Origin of the sequence: Neptuniibacter sp. PT8_73, from assembly GCF_047778045.1 — a bacterium.
Taxonomy (GTDB): domain Bacteria; phylum Pseudomonadota; class Gammaproteobacteria; order Pseudomonadales; family Balneatricaceae; genus Neptuniibacter.
Genome location: NZ_CP180545.1, coordinates 2,336,678 through 2,356,737, shown reverse-complemented (window position 1 = coordinate 2,356,737; position 20,060 = coordinate 2,336,678). Strand labels below are relative to the sequence as shown.

Below are 20,060 nucleotides of genomic sequence, written 5' to 3'. Positions count from 1 at the left end.
AGATGTTATTTGTTATCTTCTAAAATTTCGGCAACTTCATCATCGTTAAGTGCCACGCTGCGCACTGCCTCATTCATATCCAGATTTCCGCTAGCGAATAGGGACTCACCCATCTGAATCAGGTTTTTGGCAACACCATAAGCATAGTTGGCGTCATTCATCATCGAAGTTGCCATTACTGCAGTAATTTTTTTGTCGCGAATCAGCCTTTCCATCTCACCGTTTACAGTCACGTCATTTGCTTTCATATCAAGCTTTAGATTATCTAGAGAAAGAATGTTTGAAGCATCTTCATCATCATTGCGAATATTATCCAGTTCACGCATCAGTTTACCCAGTTGAATACGGAACTTGTTGTATTCTGCACGGATGTGGCAGTTTGGAGAGAGAATGTACTGTGAAAGGTTCTTGTTCATGTGCTTGGTATCTTTAATTGCCTCCACAATGTCTCGCCCTGCGGCGCGCAGCCTGAACAGCTCATCACTTTGTTCCGGGGTCATATTCGATTGCGCGCTACTGATGAACTTTACGATGTCACTGTAGAGCCCTTTGATACTCTTTTCATACTCGTCGTCAAAATCGATTGGAATTACGTTATTGTCTTGTCTGACGACATCTTCAAGATCTTTATCCGACAAAATATCATCGCGATGTAAACTCAAGCCGTGGGCGAGGATGGCGAATGCGTTGTCATACAATCTCAATGTCTCTTTACGCACTGCCTCTATCGCTGTGTCTGGTAGCTCTTCAACTGCTTCATTGAGATAGATAGGTTTTTCTCTGGGCTGCACTGTTTCAGGCATAGCTTTAATCAAAGAGTTGGCCAGTTTCTCGATGAAAGGCATCATCGCAACCACACCGATTGCATTGAAAATGGTGTGAAATACGGCCAGCTTCAAGGTGTAATCATCTGCGTCAATCCCAACCCAAGCACTGAACCCATCTACAAAATTGGCAATCTGGTAGATAAACACAATGGCGATGAACGCAGTGACCATGTTAAATATCAAGTGGGCTACAGCCAGACGTTTACCCTGCACATTGGCACTCAACGAGCCAATGATGGCAGTGATAGTAGTACCTATATTGGCACCAATCGCCAGGGCCAAAGCGTTTTCATAAGTGATCTGTTGTGCAGCCAGAGCAGTAATTATGATCACCAGTGTTGCATGGCTGGACTGCATAATCACCGTAGCGGCTACACCGATAAGGGTGAAAAGCATAATCCCGGCATAGCCCGAAACTGCAAAAGCTGTCAGGTCAATGGTATCGCGAAAGGCCTCAAAACCCTCTTTCATATGGTGGATACCGAGGAATAGGAAACCGAGCCCCGCAAGAATATAGCCGATGCCGTTCATCGTTCTCGATTTCTGGAAAATCAGAATAATTCCGAATACCAGCATTGGCATAGCGTAGGCAGAAATCTTTACCTTCATGCCCAAGCCTGCAATTAACCAAGCGCCGGTGGTCGTGCCAAGGTTAGCACCAAAAATTATTCCGATTCCGGCGGCTAAGCCAATAAGACCGGCACTTAAGAAAGAGATAGTAATAACTGAAACCAATGAGCTGGATTGCATAACAGAGGTGCTGACCACACCTAATGTCAGTGATTTCCATGGGCCATCGGTCGTTTTACGTAGTATTCGCTCCAACACTCCGCCAGTGAAGGATTTGAAGCCTTCTTCAAGGGCAAGCATCCCGAAAAGGAAAATAGCAACGCCGGCAGCAATTTCCTTGAAGTTCGGACTGATCCAGAAACCCCAAGCCAAAATCGCAAGCATGGTGAATAAAATTATCTTCCTGAACATTTACGAGCGTTACCCTTGTCGATTTTTTAAATGCAACTCAGCTTTAAAGGTAGAATTACATTGAGTATTTAACTTATTGAAAAATAGGCTATATCTATATTTCTAGCATCATTCCTCGTAATGTGAAGAAAAGAATGGCTGCCATGATGCCTGCCGCAGGGACGGTGATGACCCAGGCCGCAGCGATTTTTAACAATGCCGAACGTTTAACCAATTCTGTACGGTAGATTTTCTTCAGGCTTTTGCGCTCTTTCTTGTTTAGTTCAGCAGACGCTTTGTGCTCTTTTAACTGTTTGAGCAGCAGGCCTTTTTCTTCGATGCTCGCATTCTCGAATGTATCGATGAACTGCTGAACCTTCTCTTCGTCTTCTTCCGGATGATGTGCGTGTATCTCTGCGATTTTCTTCGCATAGTTGGCTTTCAGATACTCACGCAAGAAGCCAACACCGAAAACCCCACCAACGGCAATATGGGTTGAAGATACTGGCAGTCCTAGCTGGGAAGCTATGATTACGGTAATCGCTGCTGCCATTGCGATAGAGAAAGCGCGCATCTGGTTAAGTTCAGTGATTTCAGAACCTACCGTTTTTATCAGTTTCGGGCCATACAAAGCTAAGCCAAGCGCGATACCAAGGGCACCAATCATCATTACCCATATTGGAATGCTGGCTTTGGCAGAAACTTCACCACTCATAATGGCATCATTTATCGCGGCAAGCGGACCAACAGCATTGGCAACGTCATTCGCACCATGAGCAAAGCTCAACAATGCCGCGGCAAAGATTAATGGGATTGTGAATAAAGAGTTAACGGAATCTTTAGTGTTCTCAAGTTTATCTGCCGCAGATCTAATCATAGGTTTTACAATCACATAGACAACGGCAGCCGCTAAAGCGCCAATTAATGCGGCAGTGGTAAAGTCTAGTTTCCAGATTTTCTTCAGACCTTTCAGCGCAAGGTAAGTAGAGAATGCCCAAGCCATGACAGTAACTAAAATAGGCACCCATTTTTTGGCTGCGGTGATCATGTCGGTCTGATAAGTAATGTTCTTTTTGATGAGCATTAGGAAAGAAGCAGCGATCACACCACCCATTACAGGGGAGATAACCCAACTGGCGGCAATCATACCCATTTTGTCCCAGTTGGCGACGGCAACACCACCTGCAGCCATACCGGCACCTAATACGCCACCCACAATTGAGTGGGTAGTCGAAACAGGTGCACCTAATGACGTGGCGATATTAAGCCATATAGCCGCAGAGAGGAGGGCAGCCATCATTAGCCAGATAAATGTATCCGCATCCTGAATAACTTCAGGATTGATGATGCCTTTTTTGATGGTGCTCACTACATCACCACCGGCCAGTAAAGCCCCCGCAGCTTCGAAAACTGCAGCAATGATAATGGCACCGGTTAATGATAAAGCCTTGGAACCAACGGCTGGACCTACGTTGTTTGCCACATCATTAGCACCGATATTCATCGCCATATAACCACCGATCATGGCCGCAGCAACAAGCATAATACCGTTTGGAACGTTACCCACCGTTGAGTAACTGTACATAATGACCCCTACAATAAAGAGGATTGCGTAGCCTAGCCTGACGATTTCAGGTCTGCCGAAGAGTGTAGCCTGCTCTAGTTTGTCGAGTTGGTTGATATCCACTTCCGTTTTACTCCTCAGGTTTACGCCTAAATGGACTAATTTTCAGTTAGTTCCTAAGTGTTCCGTTCGTCACGAAATAGAAATATATGATTAACAAATTTAACTTTCTGCATGGTTTAAAACCATTGAGCAGATCAATAAAACAAACGTTAAAGTAATTAATTCGAAGAGTGGAGGTTTTGGTAAAAGAGGGTCAGATTTTTAAAGGGGGGATCGGAGCAATGGTTTTTCCTAGCCACTAGCCTCTAACAACTAACAGCCATGAAGCGGTGTTCTCTAGCCGCAGCCGTTCTGTTAAACATACTTTGCTATATGCTTTGAATCTCCTCAAATGCTAGACTGAGAGCAGAAATTAATCGGAGGCTCTATGTCAGCTGCATTCGAAAGAGTTATTGATGAAATAGACTCCTTGTCTCCAAAGGAGAAGGCGCTCGTGGCTCATCGTCTGATTGAGTCACTGGATTCAACACAGGATGAAGATGTTGAGCAAGCTTGGAAAGAATTAGCTGAAAAGCGTCATGATGCTTTGTTATCTGGCGAAGCTAAAGCGATATCTTGGGAAGAGATAAAACAGCAGGTAAAGTAAAGGGCTAGGATGCCAGAGATCAAATTTCACCCGGATGTGAGCCAAGAAGTCAGAACTGCATACCAATGGTATGAAGAGCAAGCCCAAGGGTTAGGCGATGACTTTCTTATCGAGCTTGAATATTCATTTAAGCTTATCCGAAAACAACCAAATACGTGGCCTGCTTTTAGTGCAAGAACACGTCGTTTCCTCCTAAATAAATTTCCTTTTTCTGTCATCTATACCCCATCTACAGAAGTCATTTTGGTGTTGGCTGTTATGCATAATCGCAAAAGGCCGAGCTATTGGGAGGAGAGGGAATGAGTAAGCTAGGATTTAGATTTAGATTAGGACGCTCAAAAGGGCTTTACCCCTTTAATCATTAATCAGATGTCCCGGTGATCGTAGCTACAACTACTGATAGTGGTTAGTGTTAAGGGTTCGCTGTAAGTTAGAAGTCCAATAAAAGGCTCTGACCCCTTAAATTACTGAAGTTTATTTCGCTGTAACCTCTCGAAATAATGTGTACTATCTTTGGGAGGTTATGAATGCATTTGGGGAAGTAATGTAAGGAGTAACTGATTGTCTGTTCTTGATATTTATTCAATTGATGCACGCTGTGAGTTTGAGAAGGGATTTCTCATGCCATTTATTTGTACTGTAAATAGATCTTTTTATTATGCGAAAGGTTCCAATACGCAGCCTAAAGGGCTTATCAATGAGTGGGTTTGTGCGTGTTTAGCAAAAAAATTTGGCTTACCAGTACCTGAATTTTGTTTGCTAAGGTTGGACTCGTGTTTGAAAGGGATAGTAAGCGAAGAATGGGTACATGACTTGGGATTTGAATTTTTATTTGGGTCTAAATCAGTTGCTCCTTGTGAGAAAATAACAATATCAGATATTGAAAATTACCCACCTGACTTAAAAAGGGATATTTTAGTCTTTGATGCTTGGATTCTAAATAATGACAGGATGTTAACTGCTTCGGGAGGGAATCCTAATTTATTAATCACCATGCCAAAAGCAGAGCTTAAAGTAATAGATCATAATTTGGCATTTGATACCGAATTCAATCAAAAAGATCTGAGAAATTTTCATGTGTTTTCTAAAGTCTTAGAGACTCATCCGATACAGCTACCTGAACAAGCTGATTACTGTGAGAGGTTTGAGTCAGTAATGGATGATTTTGATGACATAGTTAGTCAGATTCCAGATGAATGGTTAGAGTCTCTTTCTTGCTCGGGTGCATATCTATCAGAAATAAAAGGTATACTTAACAAGTATAAAGATGAGAGCTATTGGGGGTGGCTGACATGAAGAAGTTTGCATGCCAGTACAAAGTTATTAGGTTTGCGCCATTTGCAGAAACAGGAGAGTTTGCCAACGTTGGTGTGGCCCTTCTATGTCCTGCTTCACGTGAATTTATTTTTCAACTTGCTCCTAAGAGATTTGGTCGTGTTACCAGCTTTTTTGAGGGGATGGATCCTGCTGTGTATCGAACTACCATCGAACATCTAAGCAAGGAACTTAATAGATTTAAAAATCTAGTATCAATAGATACGCATGAAGGGCTAGTTAAACAGCTTTTTGAGGATTTACTAAGAGAAAAGGGGTCGATTCTCCGTTTCTCTGACACTGGTGTTCTTCTTACCGAGAATATGGATCAAGCTTTAGAAGATCTGTATGGATTTCATGTTGGTCGGAGGTTTATTAATAGGAGCCACCGAGAGCAAGAAATGGTGAAACGGCTTCGGGTTAGTTTGCAGCAATTTGACCTTCAGAAGGTTTTCAAAAAACAAAATTTGACAGATGGTTTACATGAGGCAAATTTCCCTTTCGTTCGTGGCGCAGCAGATAGGCCTTTGGCAGCAATAAAACCTCTTGCGTTTGACCAAGCAGCTAAGAAAGGGGTGGTGGAAAATGCAGATCAGTGGTTCGCTAAGTTACGAAGTTTGGTTGGGGCAAATGTAATAGCGCCTGAGAAGCTTTTGATTAGTATGGCTGATCCTATTTTAAAAAATCAGACAGATAACGACCTCGTCAAAGGTTACCTTGGTCAAATACGGAAAGAGCTTTGTAAAATAGGTGTCAAGGCAGTCCATGCGGATGATAAATCTGCAGTTGATGGTTTCCTTCGGATGCAGGCTGAGGGAAAAGCCTAAATAATTTGAAAATATTTTAAGGTTTACATAAAAAACCGAACCCCAAAGGTTCGGTTTTTTGCTTTTTCTAACAGCCACGAAGTGGCGTTCTCTAGCCGAAGGCGTCCTAAAAGCGAAGCGATCTCTAGGCGAAGCCGTCCTGTTAGTTACCCCTCCTCAGGCTCATACCCCAAGTTAGGTGCCAACCAACGCTCAGCTTCAGACATCTCCATACCTTTACGCTTCGCGTAGCTTTCTACTTGGTCTTCGCTGATTTTCGCAACACCGAAGTATTGTGATTCAGGGTGGCTGAAGTAGAAGCCGCTTACCGCTGCGGTTGGTAGCATTGCGTATGCATCAGTCAGCGTCATGCCAGTGTTCTTCTCAACATCTAGCAGTTCCCAAAGCAGGCCTTTCTCTGTGTGCTCTGGGCATGCAGGGTAACCTGGAGCAGGGCGGATGCCTTTGTATTTCTCGGCGATCAGATCTTCGTTAGATAGCTGCTCGTCAGATGCATAGCCCCAGATCTCTTTACGCACTTTATCGTGCATCATCTCAGCTAGGGCTTCGGCAAAACGGTCTGCCAGGGCTTTAACCATGATGGAGTTGTAGTCATCGTGATCCGCTTCGTATTTCTCTACCAGTTCATCACAGCCGTGACCTGCGGTTACCGCAAAGGCACCAAGGTAGTCTTGTTTGCCAGATTCTTTTGGTGCTACGAAGTCGGTTAGACACATATTGGCTTTACCAGCGACTTTTTCAGTTTGCTGACGTAGGTGATGTAGCTGCATCAATATTTCGCTGCGGTTCTCATCTGTGTATAGCTCAATATCGTCGTGGTTAACGCTGTTCGCTGGGAAGATACCAACAACGGCTTTAGCGGTTAGTAGTTTCTGATCCACCAGATCTTTTAGCATCGCTTGCGCATCTGCAAATAGGCGAGTCGCTTCTTCACCGATGATTTCGTCATTCAAGATGCGAGGGTAGCGACCTGCTAGTTCCCACGAGTGGAAAAATGGCGTCCAGTCAAAGTACTCTTGAATATCGCTTAGGGCAATATCATCAAATACATGAATACCCGGTTTTAGCGGTGCTGGTGGGGTGTAGTTATCCCACTCGATTTGGTATTTGTTTTCACGTGCTGCTTCAAGAGTTACACGACGCTTGTCGTTCATACGTGCCGCGTGACGGTCTCGTACCGCTTGGTACTCTTCTTGAATCTCTTTTACGTAACCAGTTTTCTTTTCACCAAGTAGGTTAGAGGCAACATTTACCGCACGCGATGCGTTAGTTACGTGTACTACTTGATCGCGGTGGAATACAGGATCGATCTTAACCGCTGTGTGGGCTTTAGATGTGGTCGCACCGCCAATCAGTAGTGGAATATTAAATTCCTGACGTTCCATCTCTTTGGCAACGTGAACCATCTCATCTAGAGATGGGGTGATCAGACCAGACAAACCGATTAGATCAGCGTTCTCTTCGCGCGCAGTACGTAGGATTGTTTCTGCTGGCACCATTACACCAAGATCAATGATCTCGTAGTTGTTACATTGCAGTACTACACCGACGATGTTTTTACCTATATCGTGTACGTCACCTTTAACGGTTGCTAGGACGATCTTACCGTTAGAACTGCTCGCGCCGTCTTTCTCTTCTTCGATAAACGGCATTAGGTAAGCAACGGCTTTTTTCATTACACGTGCAGATTTTACTACCTGTGGTAGGAACATCTTACCGGCACCGAACAGGTCACCCACCACGCTCATGCCATCCATCAATGGACCTTCAATTACATGAAGTGGACGGTCGTGGTTTTGACGTGCTTCTTCGGTGTCGTCTTCGATAAATTCGGTGATACCTTTAACTAGTGCGTGCTCAAGACGCTTATTAACGTCCCACTCGCGCCACTCTTGCGTTTTAGTATCTTCTTGTTGCGAACCATCGCCGCGGTATTTCTCAGCAATATCCAGTAGACGTTCAGTGCCGTCTTCTCGGGTATTCTGGATTACGTCTTCTACTGCTAGGCGTAGTTCTTCTGGTAGATCATCGTAGATTGCCAACTGACCGGCGTTAACGATACCCATATCCATGCCTTGCTGAATTGCATGGTAAAGGAACACACAGTGGATCGCTTCTCGCACCGGGTTGTTACCACGGAAGGAGAAGGATACGTTGGAAACACCACCGGAGATCTTCGCGTATGGTAGGTTCTTTTTGATCCAGCCTGTTGCTTGAATAAAGTCGACTGCGTAGTTGTTGTGCTCTTCGATACCAGTTGCTACGGCAAAGATGTTTGGATCGAAGATGATGTCTTCTGGTGGGTAGCCCACTTTATCAACAAGTACGCGGTAGGAGCGTTCGCAGATCTCGATCTTACGCTCGTAAGTATCAGCCTGACCTGTTTCATCAAAGGCCATTACAACTACAGCGGCACCGTAGCGGCGCAGCTTTTTCGCTTGCTCGATAAAGTTCTCTTCGCCTTCTTTAAGGCTGATAGAGTTAACAACCCCTTTACCTTGGATGCACTGAAGACCCGCTTCGATTACATCCCACTTGGAGGAGTCGATCATGATTGGTACGCAAGCGATGTCTGGCTCAGACGCGATCAGGTTAAGGAACTTAACCATCGCTGCGTGAGCATCCAACATGCCTTCGTCCATGTTGATGTCGATGATCTGGGCACCGTTCTCAACCTGTTGACGAGCAACATCAAGTGCTGTTTCGTAGTCCTGCTCTTTGATCAGACGTTTGAACATCGCAGAACCGGTAACGTTGGTACGCTCTCCAACGTTAACGAATAGGGTATCTTCGCCAATGTTCATTGGCTCAAGACCCGATAGACGACACTCTACTGGTAGTTCAGGAAGCTGACGCGGTTCAGCTTTTTCGGCAGCTTCACGAATCGCTTTGATGTGTGCTGGGGTCGTACCACAGCAACCACCGATAATATTTAGGAAGCCAGACTGCGCCCACTCGCCGATCTCTTCAGCCATCTGCTCAGGTGTTTCATCGTAACCACCAAAGGCGTTTGGCAGACCAGCGTTAGGGTGAGCAGAAACGTGAGTCTCAGAAATACGAGACAGTTCTTCTACATACTGACGCAACTCATTAGGACCTAGCGCACAGTTAAGGCCAACAGAGATTGGCTTAGCGTGGCGAACGGAGTTCCAGAATGCTTCTGTCGTTTGGCCGGATAGGGTACGACCGGATGCATCGGTGATCGTACCGGAGATCATCACTGGCAGACGGATGTCGTTTTCTTCGAAGTAAGTTTCTACTGCGTAGATAGCCGCTTTGGCATTTAGAGTATCGAAAATAGTTTCGATCAGGATGATGTCAGAACCACCTTCAATCAAACCGTCAATTGATTCTGTGTACGCTTCAACCAGCTCATTAAAGGAAACGTTACGGTAAGCTGGATCGTTTACATCGGGAGAGATAGAACAAGTACGGTTTGTTGGGCCAAGTACACCTGCTACATAGCGCGGGCGATCCGGTGTTTCGGCTGTAATTTCGTCACAAGCTTCACGCGCTAGTCGTGCTGCTTCTACGTTGATCTCACGGCTGAGTGATTCCATCTCGTAATCAGCCATAGCGATCTGGGTCGCGTTGAAGGTATTGGTCTCGATGATATCAGCACCGGCCAATAGGTATTCTTTGTGAATTGCTTTGATGATATCTGGCTTAGTTAGTACCAAAAGGTCGTTATTACCTTTGACCTCGATGTGCCAGTCAGCGAAACGTTCGCCGCGGTAATCCGCTTCTTCAAGCTTGTAATCCTGAATCATGGTACCCATACCACCATCCAGAATCATAATGCGTTTTTTAAGGCTCTCTGAAAGCGTTTCAATCAAAGTTTTATCGGTCACAGTTAAATACCTAAATCAGCGACTACTAGAATAAGGACGCTATTGTAAATCAATTAGTTAAGAAAGGGAGTGAGGAAAGTTAATCTATTGATGAACTTCGCTCAATTTGAGCTGAGCAAAGCTAATAAATAGCACTAATTTAGCTATGTCTTTAGTATTGGGTCCTATATGAGGGGCGGGTATTAAATCTGTTTGTGCTAAAGAATGCTCAATAACCCCTTAATATTTTCCCAGATGGTGGTAGAATAGCCGCCCTTTGTGCAGTGCGAATATATCTCGAAGGGCAAAAATGTCAGTCCTTTAGACGTTTTTCGTATTATGTGCAGCGCAAAATACTGGTTAAAATGCGGTTTTTTGTGGACGAGCTTTCCTGTCATACCGTTAAAAAGGGTAGAAACAGGTACAGCGTTGATGTGTTACTCATATTTCTTCGGCCAAAAGCTGAGATGGGTAGCGAAAGGGGGCAACCGGGTTTAACCCTGGTAAAGATGAGCAAACGCAGGATTTAGTCTATGCTGCAGACATTCTTAAAGTGCAAGCTACACCGTGTAACAGTAACTCACGCTGAGCTTCACTATGAAGGTTCATGTGCAATTGATGGTGTACTGCTTGATAAGTCAGGCATTCGTGAATACGAATTAATTCACATCTACAACATCAATAATGGTGAGCGTTTTACCACTTATGCAATCCGTGCAGAAGAGAACAGCGGTATTATCTCTGTAAATGGTGCGGCGGCGCATAAAGCAAGTAAAGGTGATCTACTGATCATCGCTTCTTACGTTCAATTGGACGACAAAGAAGTTGACGAACACCAGCCAACACTTTGCTACTTTGAAAATGCGAAGTCAGATGGCGGCGTAGGCGCAACTGATGAAGAGCTTCATCAGCGCAACGTGCTAACAGGTATGAAACGCGCAATTCCTGTTCAGCCGAAAGATATCTGATCAAGATTTTTTAAAAGCCACTCACCATTGAGTGGCTTTTTTGTTTAGAGAACCCGCCGAGTGCGGGTTTTCTTTTGTCTATATGTTTGTAGAGAATCCCACTGAGGTATGAATTTTTAGGCCTAATATCGCCTTGCATGGTAGGGCTATTGCGGGTAAATTGGCGCCCAGAATATTGCTTAGGCAAACATAATAAGCACACCAAAATACAATATTAGGAGTTACACGTGGAACTCGCATGTCTTGACCTTGAAGGGGTATTGATCCCAGAAATCTGGATCGCTTTTGCTGAAGAAACTGGTATTGAAGAATTAAAAGCGACGACTCGTGATATTCCTTGTTACGACGAGCTAATGCAGCAGCGTCTTCGCATTCTTGATGAGCACGGCCTAAAACTTCCGCAGATTCAAGAAACAATCAGCAAGCTTGAACCTCTTGAAGGTGCTGTTGAGTTTGTTAATTGGTTGCGTGAGCGTTTTCAGGTTGTGATCCTATCTGATACGTTCTACGAATTCTCTCAGCCGCTAATGCGTCAGCTTGGCTTCCCAACACTTCTTTGCCACAAGCTAGAAGTAGATGAAGATGGCCGTATCACTGACTACACTTTGCGTCAGAAAGATCCTAAGCGTCAGTCTGTTCGTGCGTTCCAGCTGTTGAACTACCGTGTAATCTCTGCAGGCGATTCTTACAACGATACAACTATGCTTAAGCAAGCAGAAGCGGGTATCTTGTTCCATGCGCCTGATAATGTAATTGCTGAGTTCCCTCAGTTCCCAGCAGTACACACGTACGAAGATCTGAAAAAAGAATTTATCAAGGCGAGCAACCGCGATCTAAGCCTGTAAGCTCTTTCCTACTTAATCTACCACTCAAAAAAACCTTATTTTGGGTGGTAGATTAGGCATTCTCCCCAAGCCTTTCTTATTAGTTTTTGTTAATATATTTCGCATCGTCGTTTAAGCGCCGGATTTATTCTTCCTCTTATTTAAGGTATTTACCCTATGCCTCTGGCAAAGATCATCAGTGCTAATTCTCTACTATCCGACCAATTGGTTGGTATTTTGGCTGAGGACTATCAACTGGAAATATCTTCTTGCTTGAGAGAGGTGTGTGTAGATAGTGATCTAGTGTTACTTGATCATGACCTTGTTGGCCAGTATGACGAATCTGAATTAGTTACGGCTATCCAGCAGTATGAGCACCTGCATGTTCCGGTCATTTTAGTTTGGAACAATGCGGAGGACGATTATCGTGAGTTCGCGATTGAAGTGGGCTGTTCTGATTATCTAAGACCTCCGTTTTTTCCATCGGTTGTAAATGCCAAGTGTAAAACTTATATCAGCTTGGCTAAACTCAAGCAGAACTTTACATCGCGTGCAGCAACAGGTGTGCCTACGAGTGCAGTACCTGCTGGTGATCTAGTTGATGTAACAGAGCTATTGGCCGTTCAAGATGCGGCAATCTTATGTTTGGCGACAATTGCTAGAATCCGTGACCATTCTACCGGGAACCATATTCTTAGAACTCAGCACTATGTAAAAGCATTAGCTGAGCACCTTTATAAGAATCCTGCTTATCATGACGAGCTGGATGCTGAGACGATTGAGCTGTACTACAAGACTTCAGCTCTGCACGATATCGGTAAAGTGGGAATTCCAGATCATATCCTTCAAAAACCGGGTGAATTAACAGCTGAAGAGTATCGTGTGATGAAAACTCATACGGTTTTAGGTTATCAGGCAGTAACTTCGGCTCAACAGTTACTGGATAGTTCATCCAGCGGCAAAGCGGTTAAGTTTTTGGAGCTGGCTCAGCAAGTGACTTTAAGTCACCACGAGCGTTGGGATGGAGAAGGTTATCCGCAAGGTTTGAAAGGTGAAAACATCCCATTAATTGCGCGTTTAATGGCGGTGGCTGATGTTTATGATGCGATGATCTCTCGCCGACCGTATAAAAGTGCTGTTGATCATGAGCGCGTGACTAATGTTATTGTCTCTGGGCGCGGTACCCATTTTGATCCAGCAGTTGTGGATGCGTTTTTGGATCTACAGGATATGTTTGAAAGGATCTCTTTCAAGCTGGAAGATGTGTTCCCATCCAGTGCAGATTTGATGCTTCATTCTATGAGTGATCTTATTGCTGAAAATGATCTTGCTACGGCTGAGGAATTAGCGGGTAGTTAAATGCTTCTCGTGTAGTCCTGAGCTGTGAAGGTAGCCATTTTTGATAGGCTTCAAAGATGGTTGATTTCAATTCTTCATCTTTTTCGATCATCTGATTGAGTGTGTTTATCAGAGCTTTGTTCCAATCTCCTTTTGCGCAGCCTACATGACCCATACTGGTTTCGGGTTGTCCCTTCAACGGTACAAAATACAGGTCTTCCTTTATATTGTGTTGTAGCTTGCTGAACTGCGCTTCTTCTGGTCGACCAATCATGGCATCTAGGCGATGGTTCTCCACCATTTGAATGAGCCTCTCTTGATCTTTTTGACCTGTTTTTACTTTAAATATGCTATTAGGTTTTGATCTGTTTTTTTTGATGACTTCGTCGATGTAAGCCGAGTAGGCTCTTGCATCATGGATGCTGATGGAGACTGGTTTTTGGGTGAGGGCGGTTAGGCTAACAGGGTTGATCTTATCTGCACTGACACCGAATTTATGTAAGCTGCCCTTAGTTGTAACCAAGCCATTTGCGTACAGGCGCATTAGTGGCTGACTAAAATCCATAAACTGCTGTCGTTCTTTTGAATTTACTAAAGAGACATGGCAGATCATCTGGCCTTCTTTAGCGAGTTGCATTGCGCGCTTGAGGCTCATATCTGCACTGATATGGTTATAGTGCTTTAGCTTACTCTTAAACAGCTTTATGGCTTCATCGCCGATACCTTGATTGCTGTATTTGCCTTTTAGGATGAATACGGGAGCAAAATCGGTTCTGGCCCAAACAATGATAGGCTTTTCATTGGCCGAGATTTTTAATGGGTGCTTATCGGCTTTAGCAGCATTCGGGCTTGCCAAAAATAGCATCAGTAATGTGATGGAAAATAGCCTGCTGCACTGCATAGTAATTCCTTTTGGAATACGACAGTTCAAGTATAGGCAATCTAGAGGGATCTGTTGGCTAAATGTAGCTAAGTCTGACTGAGTGCGAATCGATTGTTCATTCGATTTAAACGTAGAGCCATTTTTAGAATCAATTGGTCCTTGAGTTTCTCTCTAGTTTCTATCGGAAGCTCATCCAGCAATTCTTGGTCGATAACAAGCGCCGTGCTATCTGTATTAGCTATAACACTTGCGGTGCGCGGCTCGTTCGTTAGAAAAGAAATTTCACCGATGATTTCGCCAGGTGATAGTTGGGTGATTAACTGCTGTGAGGTGCCTTTAAGTACATTCACTCCACCGCTGAGTAAAATAAAAAAGCGTTTATCTAGTGAGTCTTCATCGGTTAGATAATCACCGGTTTTGTACGCAACGAAATACCAGTGGAACTGAGCAAGAAGCTGTTTGTCCTTGCGGTTCATATCATCGAATAAAGCCACTTTATCCAGAATGGCTAGGGCACTTTCTTTACTGAGCGTCTTGTTTTTAGCCATAGATATACTCCTTCTAGTTAGGAATAGTCGCTTCCAAGCATTGGAGCAAGTTATTCACTTTGTCGAAGGTTTCTTGATACTCCATGGACGAAACAGAGTCTGCGACAATCCCGCCACCCGCCCAGCAGAAAATCTGATTGTTTTCGCATAGCAAAGTACGAATAGTAATGCTGGTGTCCATTCGACCGCATAGGCTGATATAGCCGATAGACCCGCAGTATATAGAACGACGATGCGGTTCTAGTTCCTCGATAATCTCCATTGCTCTTATCTTTGGAGCGCCGGTAATAGAGCCACCAGGGAAGCAATGTTTTAGTAGAGCAATCGGCGAGTAATCGGAGCTTAAGTAGCCAGTGACTGTGCTGACTTTGTGATGCACATTGGCGTAGCTCTCAATGTTGAAGAGCTTAGGTACTTTTACAGAGTTATGCTGACAGACCTTACTAAGATCGTTGCGCATCAGATCGACGATCATAAGATTCTCGGCGCGATCTTTTAGCGAATCGCTAAGCTCTTGCTTCAGGCGTTGATCTTCTGCCGTATCAGATGAGCGTGGTCGCGTACCCTTAATCGGCTTAGTCGTTACTACCCCGTCTTTAGTTTCTAAGAACTGCTCAGGGGATAGAGACAGAATTTGCTGCTCACCCAAATCGATATAAGCAGAATAGGGTGTTGGCGCATGGGTTCTTAGCTTTTTATAGGCTTCCCAGCTGTCGCCTTGATAGCTGCTATTAAAGCGTTGAGCAAAGTTAACCTGATAACAGTCGCCAGCATGGATGTAGTTATCTATCTGCTCAAGTTTCTGCTGATATTCCGCTTCAGTGATATTGGCGCTAAAGGCTTTATCAAGCTGGAAATCAGTGTTTGGCGAGGTTGTTGCTCGAGTTAGTTGCAGTTCGATCTGGTCGAGTTGCTCTTTAGATATGCGATGATCGGCAACGAGGTAAGCTTGCTCTTTATGGTGATCAACCACTAAACCCCATAGGTACATGCCTACTTGCATGTCGGGTAGGGATGCAAAATCTTCTGCCTTCGTCGGCATGTTTTCAACGGATCGACCCAGATCATAAGCAAAGTGACCGATGATACCGCCTTGGAAGGGCAGGTCTGCTTGTTTCGCTTGCGGGTTTTGATAGCGGTTGTACAGATCTTGTAGTGCATCAAATGTAGGTTGATCTGCATTCATGCTCAAGGTTTCAACCGGTGCAGCCGCGATGATGTCGAACCGTCCCCATGGACAGTTAGGGCGACCACTATCAAGAAATACAGCATTACCTAGAGGGCGAAGGCGCTCAAAGTAAATTTCACTGTTAGCTAAATACGGAACAGAGCGTTGGGTGATCAATGAACTGGCTTAATTCTTAGTTATTGAATGAAGTGTGTGAATTGTATGTAACCCCATTGGAACTGTCTATGTGAAAGGCTTTGTCGCAACGAAATAAGTGAAAACAACTGAAAACCTTTAAAAATCGTTGCTTGTTTTTCGTTCATACCAAAGATTGTCGACAAAATGCTGGTTTGGTTACTCTGTTCAGCTAGAATGAGATTAAATCTATTAAAGCATTAAGAGTATTGTTGCTACATGAAGCATCCTTTTAGTGTTGATAAGCAAAGCCTTACTTTGCCTGATCAGCATATTGTTTATCGAATCTATCGAAATCCTGATATTAAGCCTTCCAGAAGGCTGGTCTTACTGCATGGTGCAGGTGTTGCTGGGGTTGATACTTGGGAGCATATCACTGCATTTTTAACTCAATGGTCTGAGGTGTTAGTGCCTGACCAAAGAGGCATGGGTGATACCTATTTCCCCGATAAGAAAGAGCACCCCTTTGCAGCGCAGGAGCTGGTTGCAGACTTAAATGCCTTAGTTGATCACTTAGGCTGGTGGCAGTTTGATTTAGCAGGTTATTCCTTAGGTGGCTTAATCTCGCTGCTGTTTAAACAGCAGCACTCTGATCGTGTTGGTAAGCAGTATCTTTTGGAATCGGCGGTGCTAGATCGTCCTTGCTGGGAAACCACCATAGAGCTACGTAACCAATTATCGGAGGCGGCGCTGAATCTTAGAGGTTCTGTGCAGGTAGAGAAGGGTATTGTTAACTTTTTAGACGCGATTTCGCCTAATCGTAAGGTTTCACCACAAGTAGAAAAGTTAACTGTCAGCAGATTAGGGGCGCGTCCGGAAGGTTTTGCGAATGCTTTGGACTGCGTTACACAGGCAGTAAAGCAGATAGATAGAGAAGAATTAGTGGCGGCGCAAGGTGATGTGACCAGCTTTATAGGTGGTAACAGTGTCGATCTTATGCACCAGTACCAGCGAGAGCTGGCGGAGCGTCTGCCCAATTGGCACTACTTTTTGATGGCTGGAACTGATCATTCGTTACCGTTTCAAAAGCCGCGCCAGATCGCGCGAGTGATGAATGATGAGTTACAGCGTTATATAACTAACAAATAATTACGAAGTGATAAGGTAAAACCCTTAAACTTTTGTATTGTGTTGACAATCTTTTCGCTATTTCGAGTTGACGGCTTAATTTAGCAGGAGTATCTTGGTCTCAGTTCAAGATTGTCGACAATCTTCAATCAAGGGTTGTTATGACTGATAAAACAGACAATAAAGCGTTTCAACAAGAAACGCGCACATTGGCCGATCGCGTTTGCGAACAAATTGTAACTGCGATTGTGGTGGGGGATATTCCTCCCGGTCAGAAGATCAGCGAGCCTGAGCTTGCCAAAACATACGGCATTAGCCGTGGGCCATTGCGAGAAGCGATGCGTCGTTTGGAAGCGCTAAGGTTAGTTGAGCGTAAGCCTCATGTCGGTGCGCGGGTTGTTAATCTGTCGGCAAAAGAACTTATTGAAATATATCGTGTCCGCGAAGCACTTGAAGGTATGGCCTGCCGCTTAGCAGCAGAGAATATGCCTCAAGACGAAATCGATAGCCTGCGTGCTCTATTAGATGAGCATGAACAGAGTGTCGAACAGCTAGAGGGCCGATCGTATTTCCAAAAAGAGGGTGATCTGGATTTTCACTACCGCATTGTTCACGGCAGCAAAAATGAGAAGCTGCTCGAATTTTTAGGCGGGGATCTATATCACTTAGTACGAATGTACAGATACCAGTTCAGTGTCTCTAGTTCACGACCAAAACGTGCACTTAAAGAGCACCGCCAGATTGTAGACGCGATTGAATCTCGCGATCCGGAATTGGCTGAAATGCTCATGCGCCGACATATTGGTGCAGCACGCCGAAACGTGGAAGAGAAACTGAACGCAGCGACCGAAACCAGAGGGGAAGAACATGTCCAATAACCTGTCTGCCGGTGCACGTTTTCGTAAAGCACTAGCTGAAACAAACCCACTTCAGATTGTAGGTACGACTAACGCATATCACGCCATGATGGCTGAGCGCGTAGGTCATAAAGCAATTTACTTATCTGGTGGTGGTGTCGCTAACCACTCATACGGTTTGCCTGACCTAGGCATGACATCGATGAATGATGTTCTAGCAGATGTAAGCCGTATTACCAGCGCAGTAGAAACTCCGCTGATGGTTGATATTGATACGGGATGGGGTGGAGCTTTTAACATTGCACGCACGGTCAAAGAGATGACTAAAGCAGGTGCAGCAGCGGTTCACATTGAAGATCAGATTGCACAGAAACGTTGCGGTCACCGTCCAAACAAAGAGATTGTTACGCTTGAAGAGATGGTTGATCGCGTTAAAGCAGCGGTTGATGCCAAAACTGATGATGACTTCTTTGTTGTAGCACGTACAGATGCTTTCCAGATGGAAGGTCTTAATGCTGCGGTTGAACGCGCGCAAGCATGTCTAGAGGCTGGTGCAGATGGCATCTTCGCAGAAGCAGTGCATACGCTAGATGATTACAAAGCGTTTTCTGATGGTATTAATGGCGCTCATCTATTGGCGAACATTACTGAGTTTGGTGCTACGCCTCTATTTAATACCGAGGAACTAGCTGCTCACGGTGCAAGCATGGTGCTATACCCACTGTCTGCATTCCGCGCAGCCAACAAGGCAGCCCTTAATGTTTATGAACACCTACTAAAAGATGGTGATCAGAAAGCGGTTGTCGACACCATGCAAACACGTATGGAACTTTACGATTTCTTGAATTATCACGACTTCGAGCAGAAGTTGGATGCATTGTTCGCAGAAGGTAAGAACAAGTAAGCGCTATTTTTATTTTACGCTTTACTTAATTGATTTTAGCAAGCGGGTCGCAGAACCCGCATAGATAGGAAAACAGGAGCATAATCATGGTCGACAAAAAACTGGGTGGTGCTGGTCTACGTGGTCAGTCTGCAGGTGAAACGGCATTATGTACTGTAGGTAAAACAGGTTCTGGTCTGACTTACCGTGGTTACGATATCAAAGAACTATCTGATAAAGCGCAGTTTGAAGAAGTTGCTTATCTTCTACTTTACGGAAAACTGCCAAATCAGGCTGAGCTAGATGCATACAAAGCTAAGTTAAAAAGTATGCGTGCTCTGCCAGAAGCACTAAAAACAGTTCTAGAACAGATTCCTGCTGAAGCGCACCCAATGGACGTGATGCGTACAGGTTGCTCTATGTTGGGTAATCTAGAAGAAGAGAAAGATTTCTCTGAGCAACACGATCACATCGATCGTATGCTTGCGATCTTCCCTGGCATGATCAACTACTGGTACAACTTCAGCCACAACGGCGTACGTGTAAACGTTGAAACTGAGGCAGATTCTATTGCTGAGCAGTTCCTATGGACGCTTCACAACGAGAAGCCTGAGCCGCTACACGTTGAAGTAATGCACGCGTCTTTGATCCTTTACGCTGAGCACGAATTCAACGCGTCTACATTCACTGCGCGTGTATGTGCATCTACGCTATCTGATATTCATAGCTGTGTGACTGCTGCAATTGGTTCCCTACGTGGTCCTCTGCACGGTGGTGCTAATGAAGCTGCAATGGACATGGTTGAACAGTGGCAATCTGCGGATGAAGCTGAAGAAGCAATCATGGGCATGTTGGCGCGTAAAGATAAGATCATGGGCTTCGGTCACGCGATCTACCGCGAATCTGATCCACGTAACGCGATCATCAAAGAGTGGTCTAAGAAACTATCTGAGCAGGTTGGTGATACTCACCTGTACGCAGTTTCTGAGCGTGTTGAAGCGGTTATGTGGCGCGAGAAGAAGTTGTTCTGTAACGCAGACTTCTTCCACGCATCTGCATACAACTTCATGGGTATTCCTACGAAGCTGTTTACGCCTATCTTCGTATGCTCTCGTGCGGCAGGTTGGACTGCTCACGTAATGGAGCAGCGCGCTAACAACCGTATCATCCGTCCATCTGCTGACTACACTGGTCCAGAAACGGCTGATTGGGTTGCTATCGAAGATCGTCCATAAGAGACGACAGCAGGCAGCGGTTTGAGTTAATAGCCAGATCGCTGTCCTGATTTGAATAATAA

At 44.7% G+C, this 20,060-nt stretch carries 17 protein-coding genes; 11 read left to right on the top strand and 6 right to left on the bottom strand.

What is annotated here, in order from left to right; genetic code table 11:
* Positions 1 to 5 precede the first annotated feature (5 nt).
* Together ACMXYN_RS10490 and ACMXYN_RS10485 are read right to left on the bottom strand one after the other, a co-directional pair.
* On the bottom strand, positions 6 to 1,808 hold the full coding sequence (locus ACMXYN_RS10490) for a Na/Pi cotransporter family protein (protein ID WP_415891771.1): 1,803 nt from the start codon (positions 1,806 to 1,808) through the stop codon (positions 6 to 8).
* Between the two features lie 94 nt (positions 1,809 to 1,902).
* The gene (locus ACMXYN_RS10485) at positions 1,903 to 3,474 is read right to left on the bottom strand and encodes an inorganic phosphate transporter (protein WP_415891770.1); all 1,572 of its coding nucleotides are present in this window, start codon (positions 3,472 to 3,474) and stop codon (positions 1,903 to 1,905) included.
* Between the two features lie 367 nt (positions 3,475 to 3,841).
* Here ACMXYN_RS10485 and ACMXYN_RS10480 point away from each other — a divergent pair, with 367 nt between their 5' ends.
* The 4 genes from ACMXYN_RS10480 (at position 3,842) to ACMXYN_RS10465 (ending at position 6,201) form a co-directional block, all read left to right on the top strand.
* A complete protein-coding gene (locus ACMXYN_RS10480; protein ID WP_415891769.1) occupies positions 3,842 to 4,060 on the top strand; it encodes an addiction module protein in 219 nt (72 codons plus the stop codon).
* 9 nt (positions 4,061 to 4,069) lie between these two features.
* On the top strand, positions 4,070 to 4,363 hold the full coding sequence (locus ACMXYN_RS10475; protein WP_415891768.1) for a type II toxin-antitoxin system RelE/ParE family toxin: 294 nt from the start codon (positions 4,070 to 4,072) through the stop codon (positions 4,361 to 4,363).
* A 258-nt stretch (positions 4,364 to 4,621) separates the two neighbouring features.
* The gene (locus tag ACMXYN_RS10470; protein ID WP_415888437.1) at positions 4,622 to 5,356 is read left to right on the top strand and encodes a HipA family kinase; all 735 of its coding nucleotides are present in this window, start codon (positions 4,622 to 4,624) and stop codon (positions 5,354 to 5,356) included.
* Positions 5,353 to 6,201 (top strand): DUF3037 domain-containing protein, encoded by an 849-nt coding sequence (locus tag ACMXYN_RS10465; protein WP_415888436.1) that lies wholly within the window; start codon positions 5,353 to 5,355, stop codon positions 6,199 to 6,201. Before ACMXYN_RS10470 ends, ACMXYN_RS10465 begins: the two co-directional genes overlap by 4 nt.
* Positions 6,202 to 6,347: 146 nt before the next feature.
* Here ACMXYN_RS10465 and metH read toward each other — a convergent pair whose 3' ends face one another.
* Positions 6,348 to 9,998, bottom strand: a complete 3,651-nt coding sequence (gene metH, locus ACMXYN_RS10460; protein WP_415894480.1) for a methionine synthase — start codon at positions 9,996 to 9,998, stop codon at positions 6,348 to 6,350.
* 566 nt (positions 9,999 to 10,564) lie between these two features.
* Between metH and panD the strand changes: the two genes are divergently transcribed.
* The 3 genes from panD (at position 10,565) to ACMXYN_RS10445 (ending at position 13,182) form a co-directional block, all read left to right on the top strand.
* Positions 10,565 to 10,999, top strand: coding sequence for an aspartate 1-decarboxylase (gene panD, locus ACMXYN_RS10455; protein WP_415881534.1), 435 nt, complete (start codon positions 10,565 to 10,567; stop codon positions 10,997 to 10,999).
* Positions 11,000 to 11,226: 227 nt separating this feature from the next.
* Positions 11,227 to 11,844: a bifunctional phosphoserine phosphatase/homoserine phosphotransferase ThrH gene (thrH, locus tag ACMXYN_RS10450; protein ID WP_415887833.1), complete on the top strand. Its 618-nt coding sequence runs from the start codon at positions 11,227 to 11,229 to the stop codon at positions 11,842 to 11,844.
* A gap of 156 nt (positions 11,845 to 12,000) precedes the next feature.
* Positions 12,001 to 13,182 carry an HD domain-containing phosphohydrolase gene (locus ACMXYN_RS10445; RefSeq protein ID WP_415891767.1) on the top strand — a complete coding sequence of 394 codons (1,182 nt, stop codon included), beginning with the start codon at positions 12,001 to 12,003 and terminating at the stop codon, positions 13,180 to 13,182.
* Here ACMXYN_RS10445 and ACMXYN_RS10440 read toward each other — a convergent pair.
* From ACMXYN_RS10440 to pabB, 3 genes are all read right to left on the bottom strand, one after another.
* A complete protein-coding gene (locus tag ACMXYN_RS10440) occupies positions 13,154 to 14,062 on the bottom strand; it encodes a hypothetical protein (protein WP_415891766.1) in 909 nt (302 codons plus the stop codon). The genes ACMXYN_RS10445 and ACMXYN_RS10440 overlap by 29 nt on opposite strands.
* Before the next feature lie 68 nt (positions 14,063 to 14,130).
* Complete coding sequence (locus tag ACMXYN_RS10435; protein WP_415891765.1) at positions 14,131 to 14,592, bottom strand: cyclic nucleotide-binding domain-containing protein; 462 nt, start codon at positions 14,590 to 14,592, stop codon at positions 14,131 to 14,133.
* 13 nt (positions 14,593 to 14,605) lie between these two features.
* On the bottom strand, positions 14,606 to 15,937 hold the full coding sequence (gene pabB, locus ACMXYN_RS10430; protein WP_415891764.1) for an aminodeoxychorismate synthase component I: 1,332 nt from the start codon (positions 15,935 to 15,937) through the stop codon (positions 14,606 to 14,608).
* A 237-nt stretch (positions 15,938 to 16,174) separates the two neighbouring features.
* Between pabB and ACMXYN_RS10425 the strand changes: the two genes are divergently transcribed.
* From ACMXYN_RS10425 to prpC, 4 genes are all read left to right on the top strand, one after another.
* The gene (locus ACMXYN_RS10425; protein ID WP_415891763.1) at positions 16,175 to 17,044 is read left to right on the top strand and encodes an alpha/beta fold hydrolase; all 870 of its coding nucleotides are present in this window, start codon (positions 16,175 to 16,177) and stop codon (positions 17,042 to 17,044) included.
* A 140-nt stretch (positions 17,045 to 17,184) separates the two neighbouring features.
* Entirely contained in the window at positions 17,185 to 17,901 is a 717-nt protein-coding gene (locus tag ACMXYN_RS10420; protein WP_415881527.1) for a GntR family transcriptional regulator, read from the top strand.
* Positions 17,891 to 18,784, top strand: coding sequence for a methylisocitrate lyase (gene prpB / locus ACMXYN_RS10415; protein ID WP_415881526.1), 894 nt, complete (start codon positions 17,891 to 17,893; stop codon positions 18,782 to 18,784). The genes ACMXYN_RS10420 and prpB overlap by 11 nt, the downstream gene beginning before the upstream one ends.
* An 86-nt stretch (positions 18,785 to 18,870) precedes the next feature.
* Entirely contained in the window at positions 18,871 to 19,998 is a 1,128-nt protein-coding gene (gene prpC, locus ACMXYN_RS10410; RefSeq protein WP_415891762.1) for a 2-methylcitrate synthase, read from the top strand.
* Positions 19,999 to 20,060 lie beyond the last annotated feature (62 nt).

Coding starts and splice junctions, on each gene's coding strand:
- prpC (WP_415891762.1), top strand. CDS start 18,871: ATGGTCGACAAAAAACTGGGTGGTGCTGGTCTACGTGGTCAGTCTGCA.
- prpB (WP_415881526.1), top strand. CDS start 17,891: ATGTCCAATAACCTGTCTGCCGGTGCACGTTTTCGTAAAGCACTAGCT.
- ACMXYN_RS10480 (WP_415891769.1), top strand. CDS start 3,842: ATGTCAGCTGCATTCGAAAGAGTTATTGATGAAATAGACTCCTTGTCT.
- ACMXYN_RS10475 (WP_415891768.1), top strand. CDS start 4,070: ATGCCAGAGATCAAATTTCACCCGGATGTGAGCCAAGAAGTCAGAACT.
- ACMXYN_RS10490 (WP_415891771.1), bottom strand. CDS start 1,808: ATGTTCAGGAAGATAATTTTATTCACCATGCTTGCGATTTTGGCTTGG.
- ACMXYN_RS10425 (WP_415891763.1), top strand. CDS start 16,175: ATGAAGCATCCTTTTAGTGTTGATAAGCAAAGCCTTACTTTGCCTGAT.
- ACMXYN_RS10445 (WP_415891767.1), top strand. CDS start 12,001: ATGCCTCTGGCAAAGATCATCAGTGCTAATTCTCTACTATCCGACCAA.
- panD (WP_415881534.1), top strand. CDS start 10,565: ATGCTGCAGACATTCTTAAAGTGCAAGCTACACCGTGTAACAGTAACT.
- metH (WP_415894480.1), bottom strand. CDS start 9,998: ATGATTCTGGATGGTGGTATGGGTACCATGATTCAGGATTACAAGCTT.
- ACMXYN_RS10435 (WP_415891765.1), bottom strand. CDS start 14,592: ATGGCTAAAAACAAGACGCTCAGTAAAGAAAGTGCCCTAGCCATTCTG.
- ACMXYN_RS10465 (WP_415888436.1), top strand. CDS start 5,353: ATGAAGAAGTTTGCATGCCAGTACAAAGTTATTAGGTTTGCGCCATTT.
- ACMXYN_RS10440 (WP_415891766.1), bottom strand. CDS start 14,062: ATGCAGTGCAGCAGGCTATTTTCCATCACATTACTGATGCTATTTTTG.
- ACMXYN_RS10420 (WP_415881527.1), top strand. CDS start 17,185: ATGACTGATAAAACAGACAATAAAGCGTTTCAACAAGAAACGCGCACA.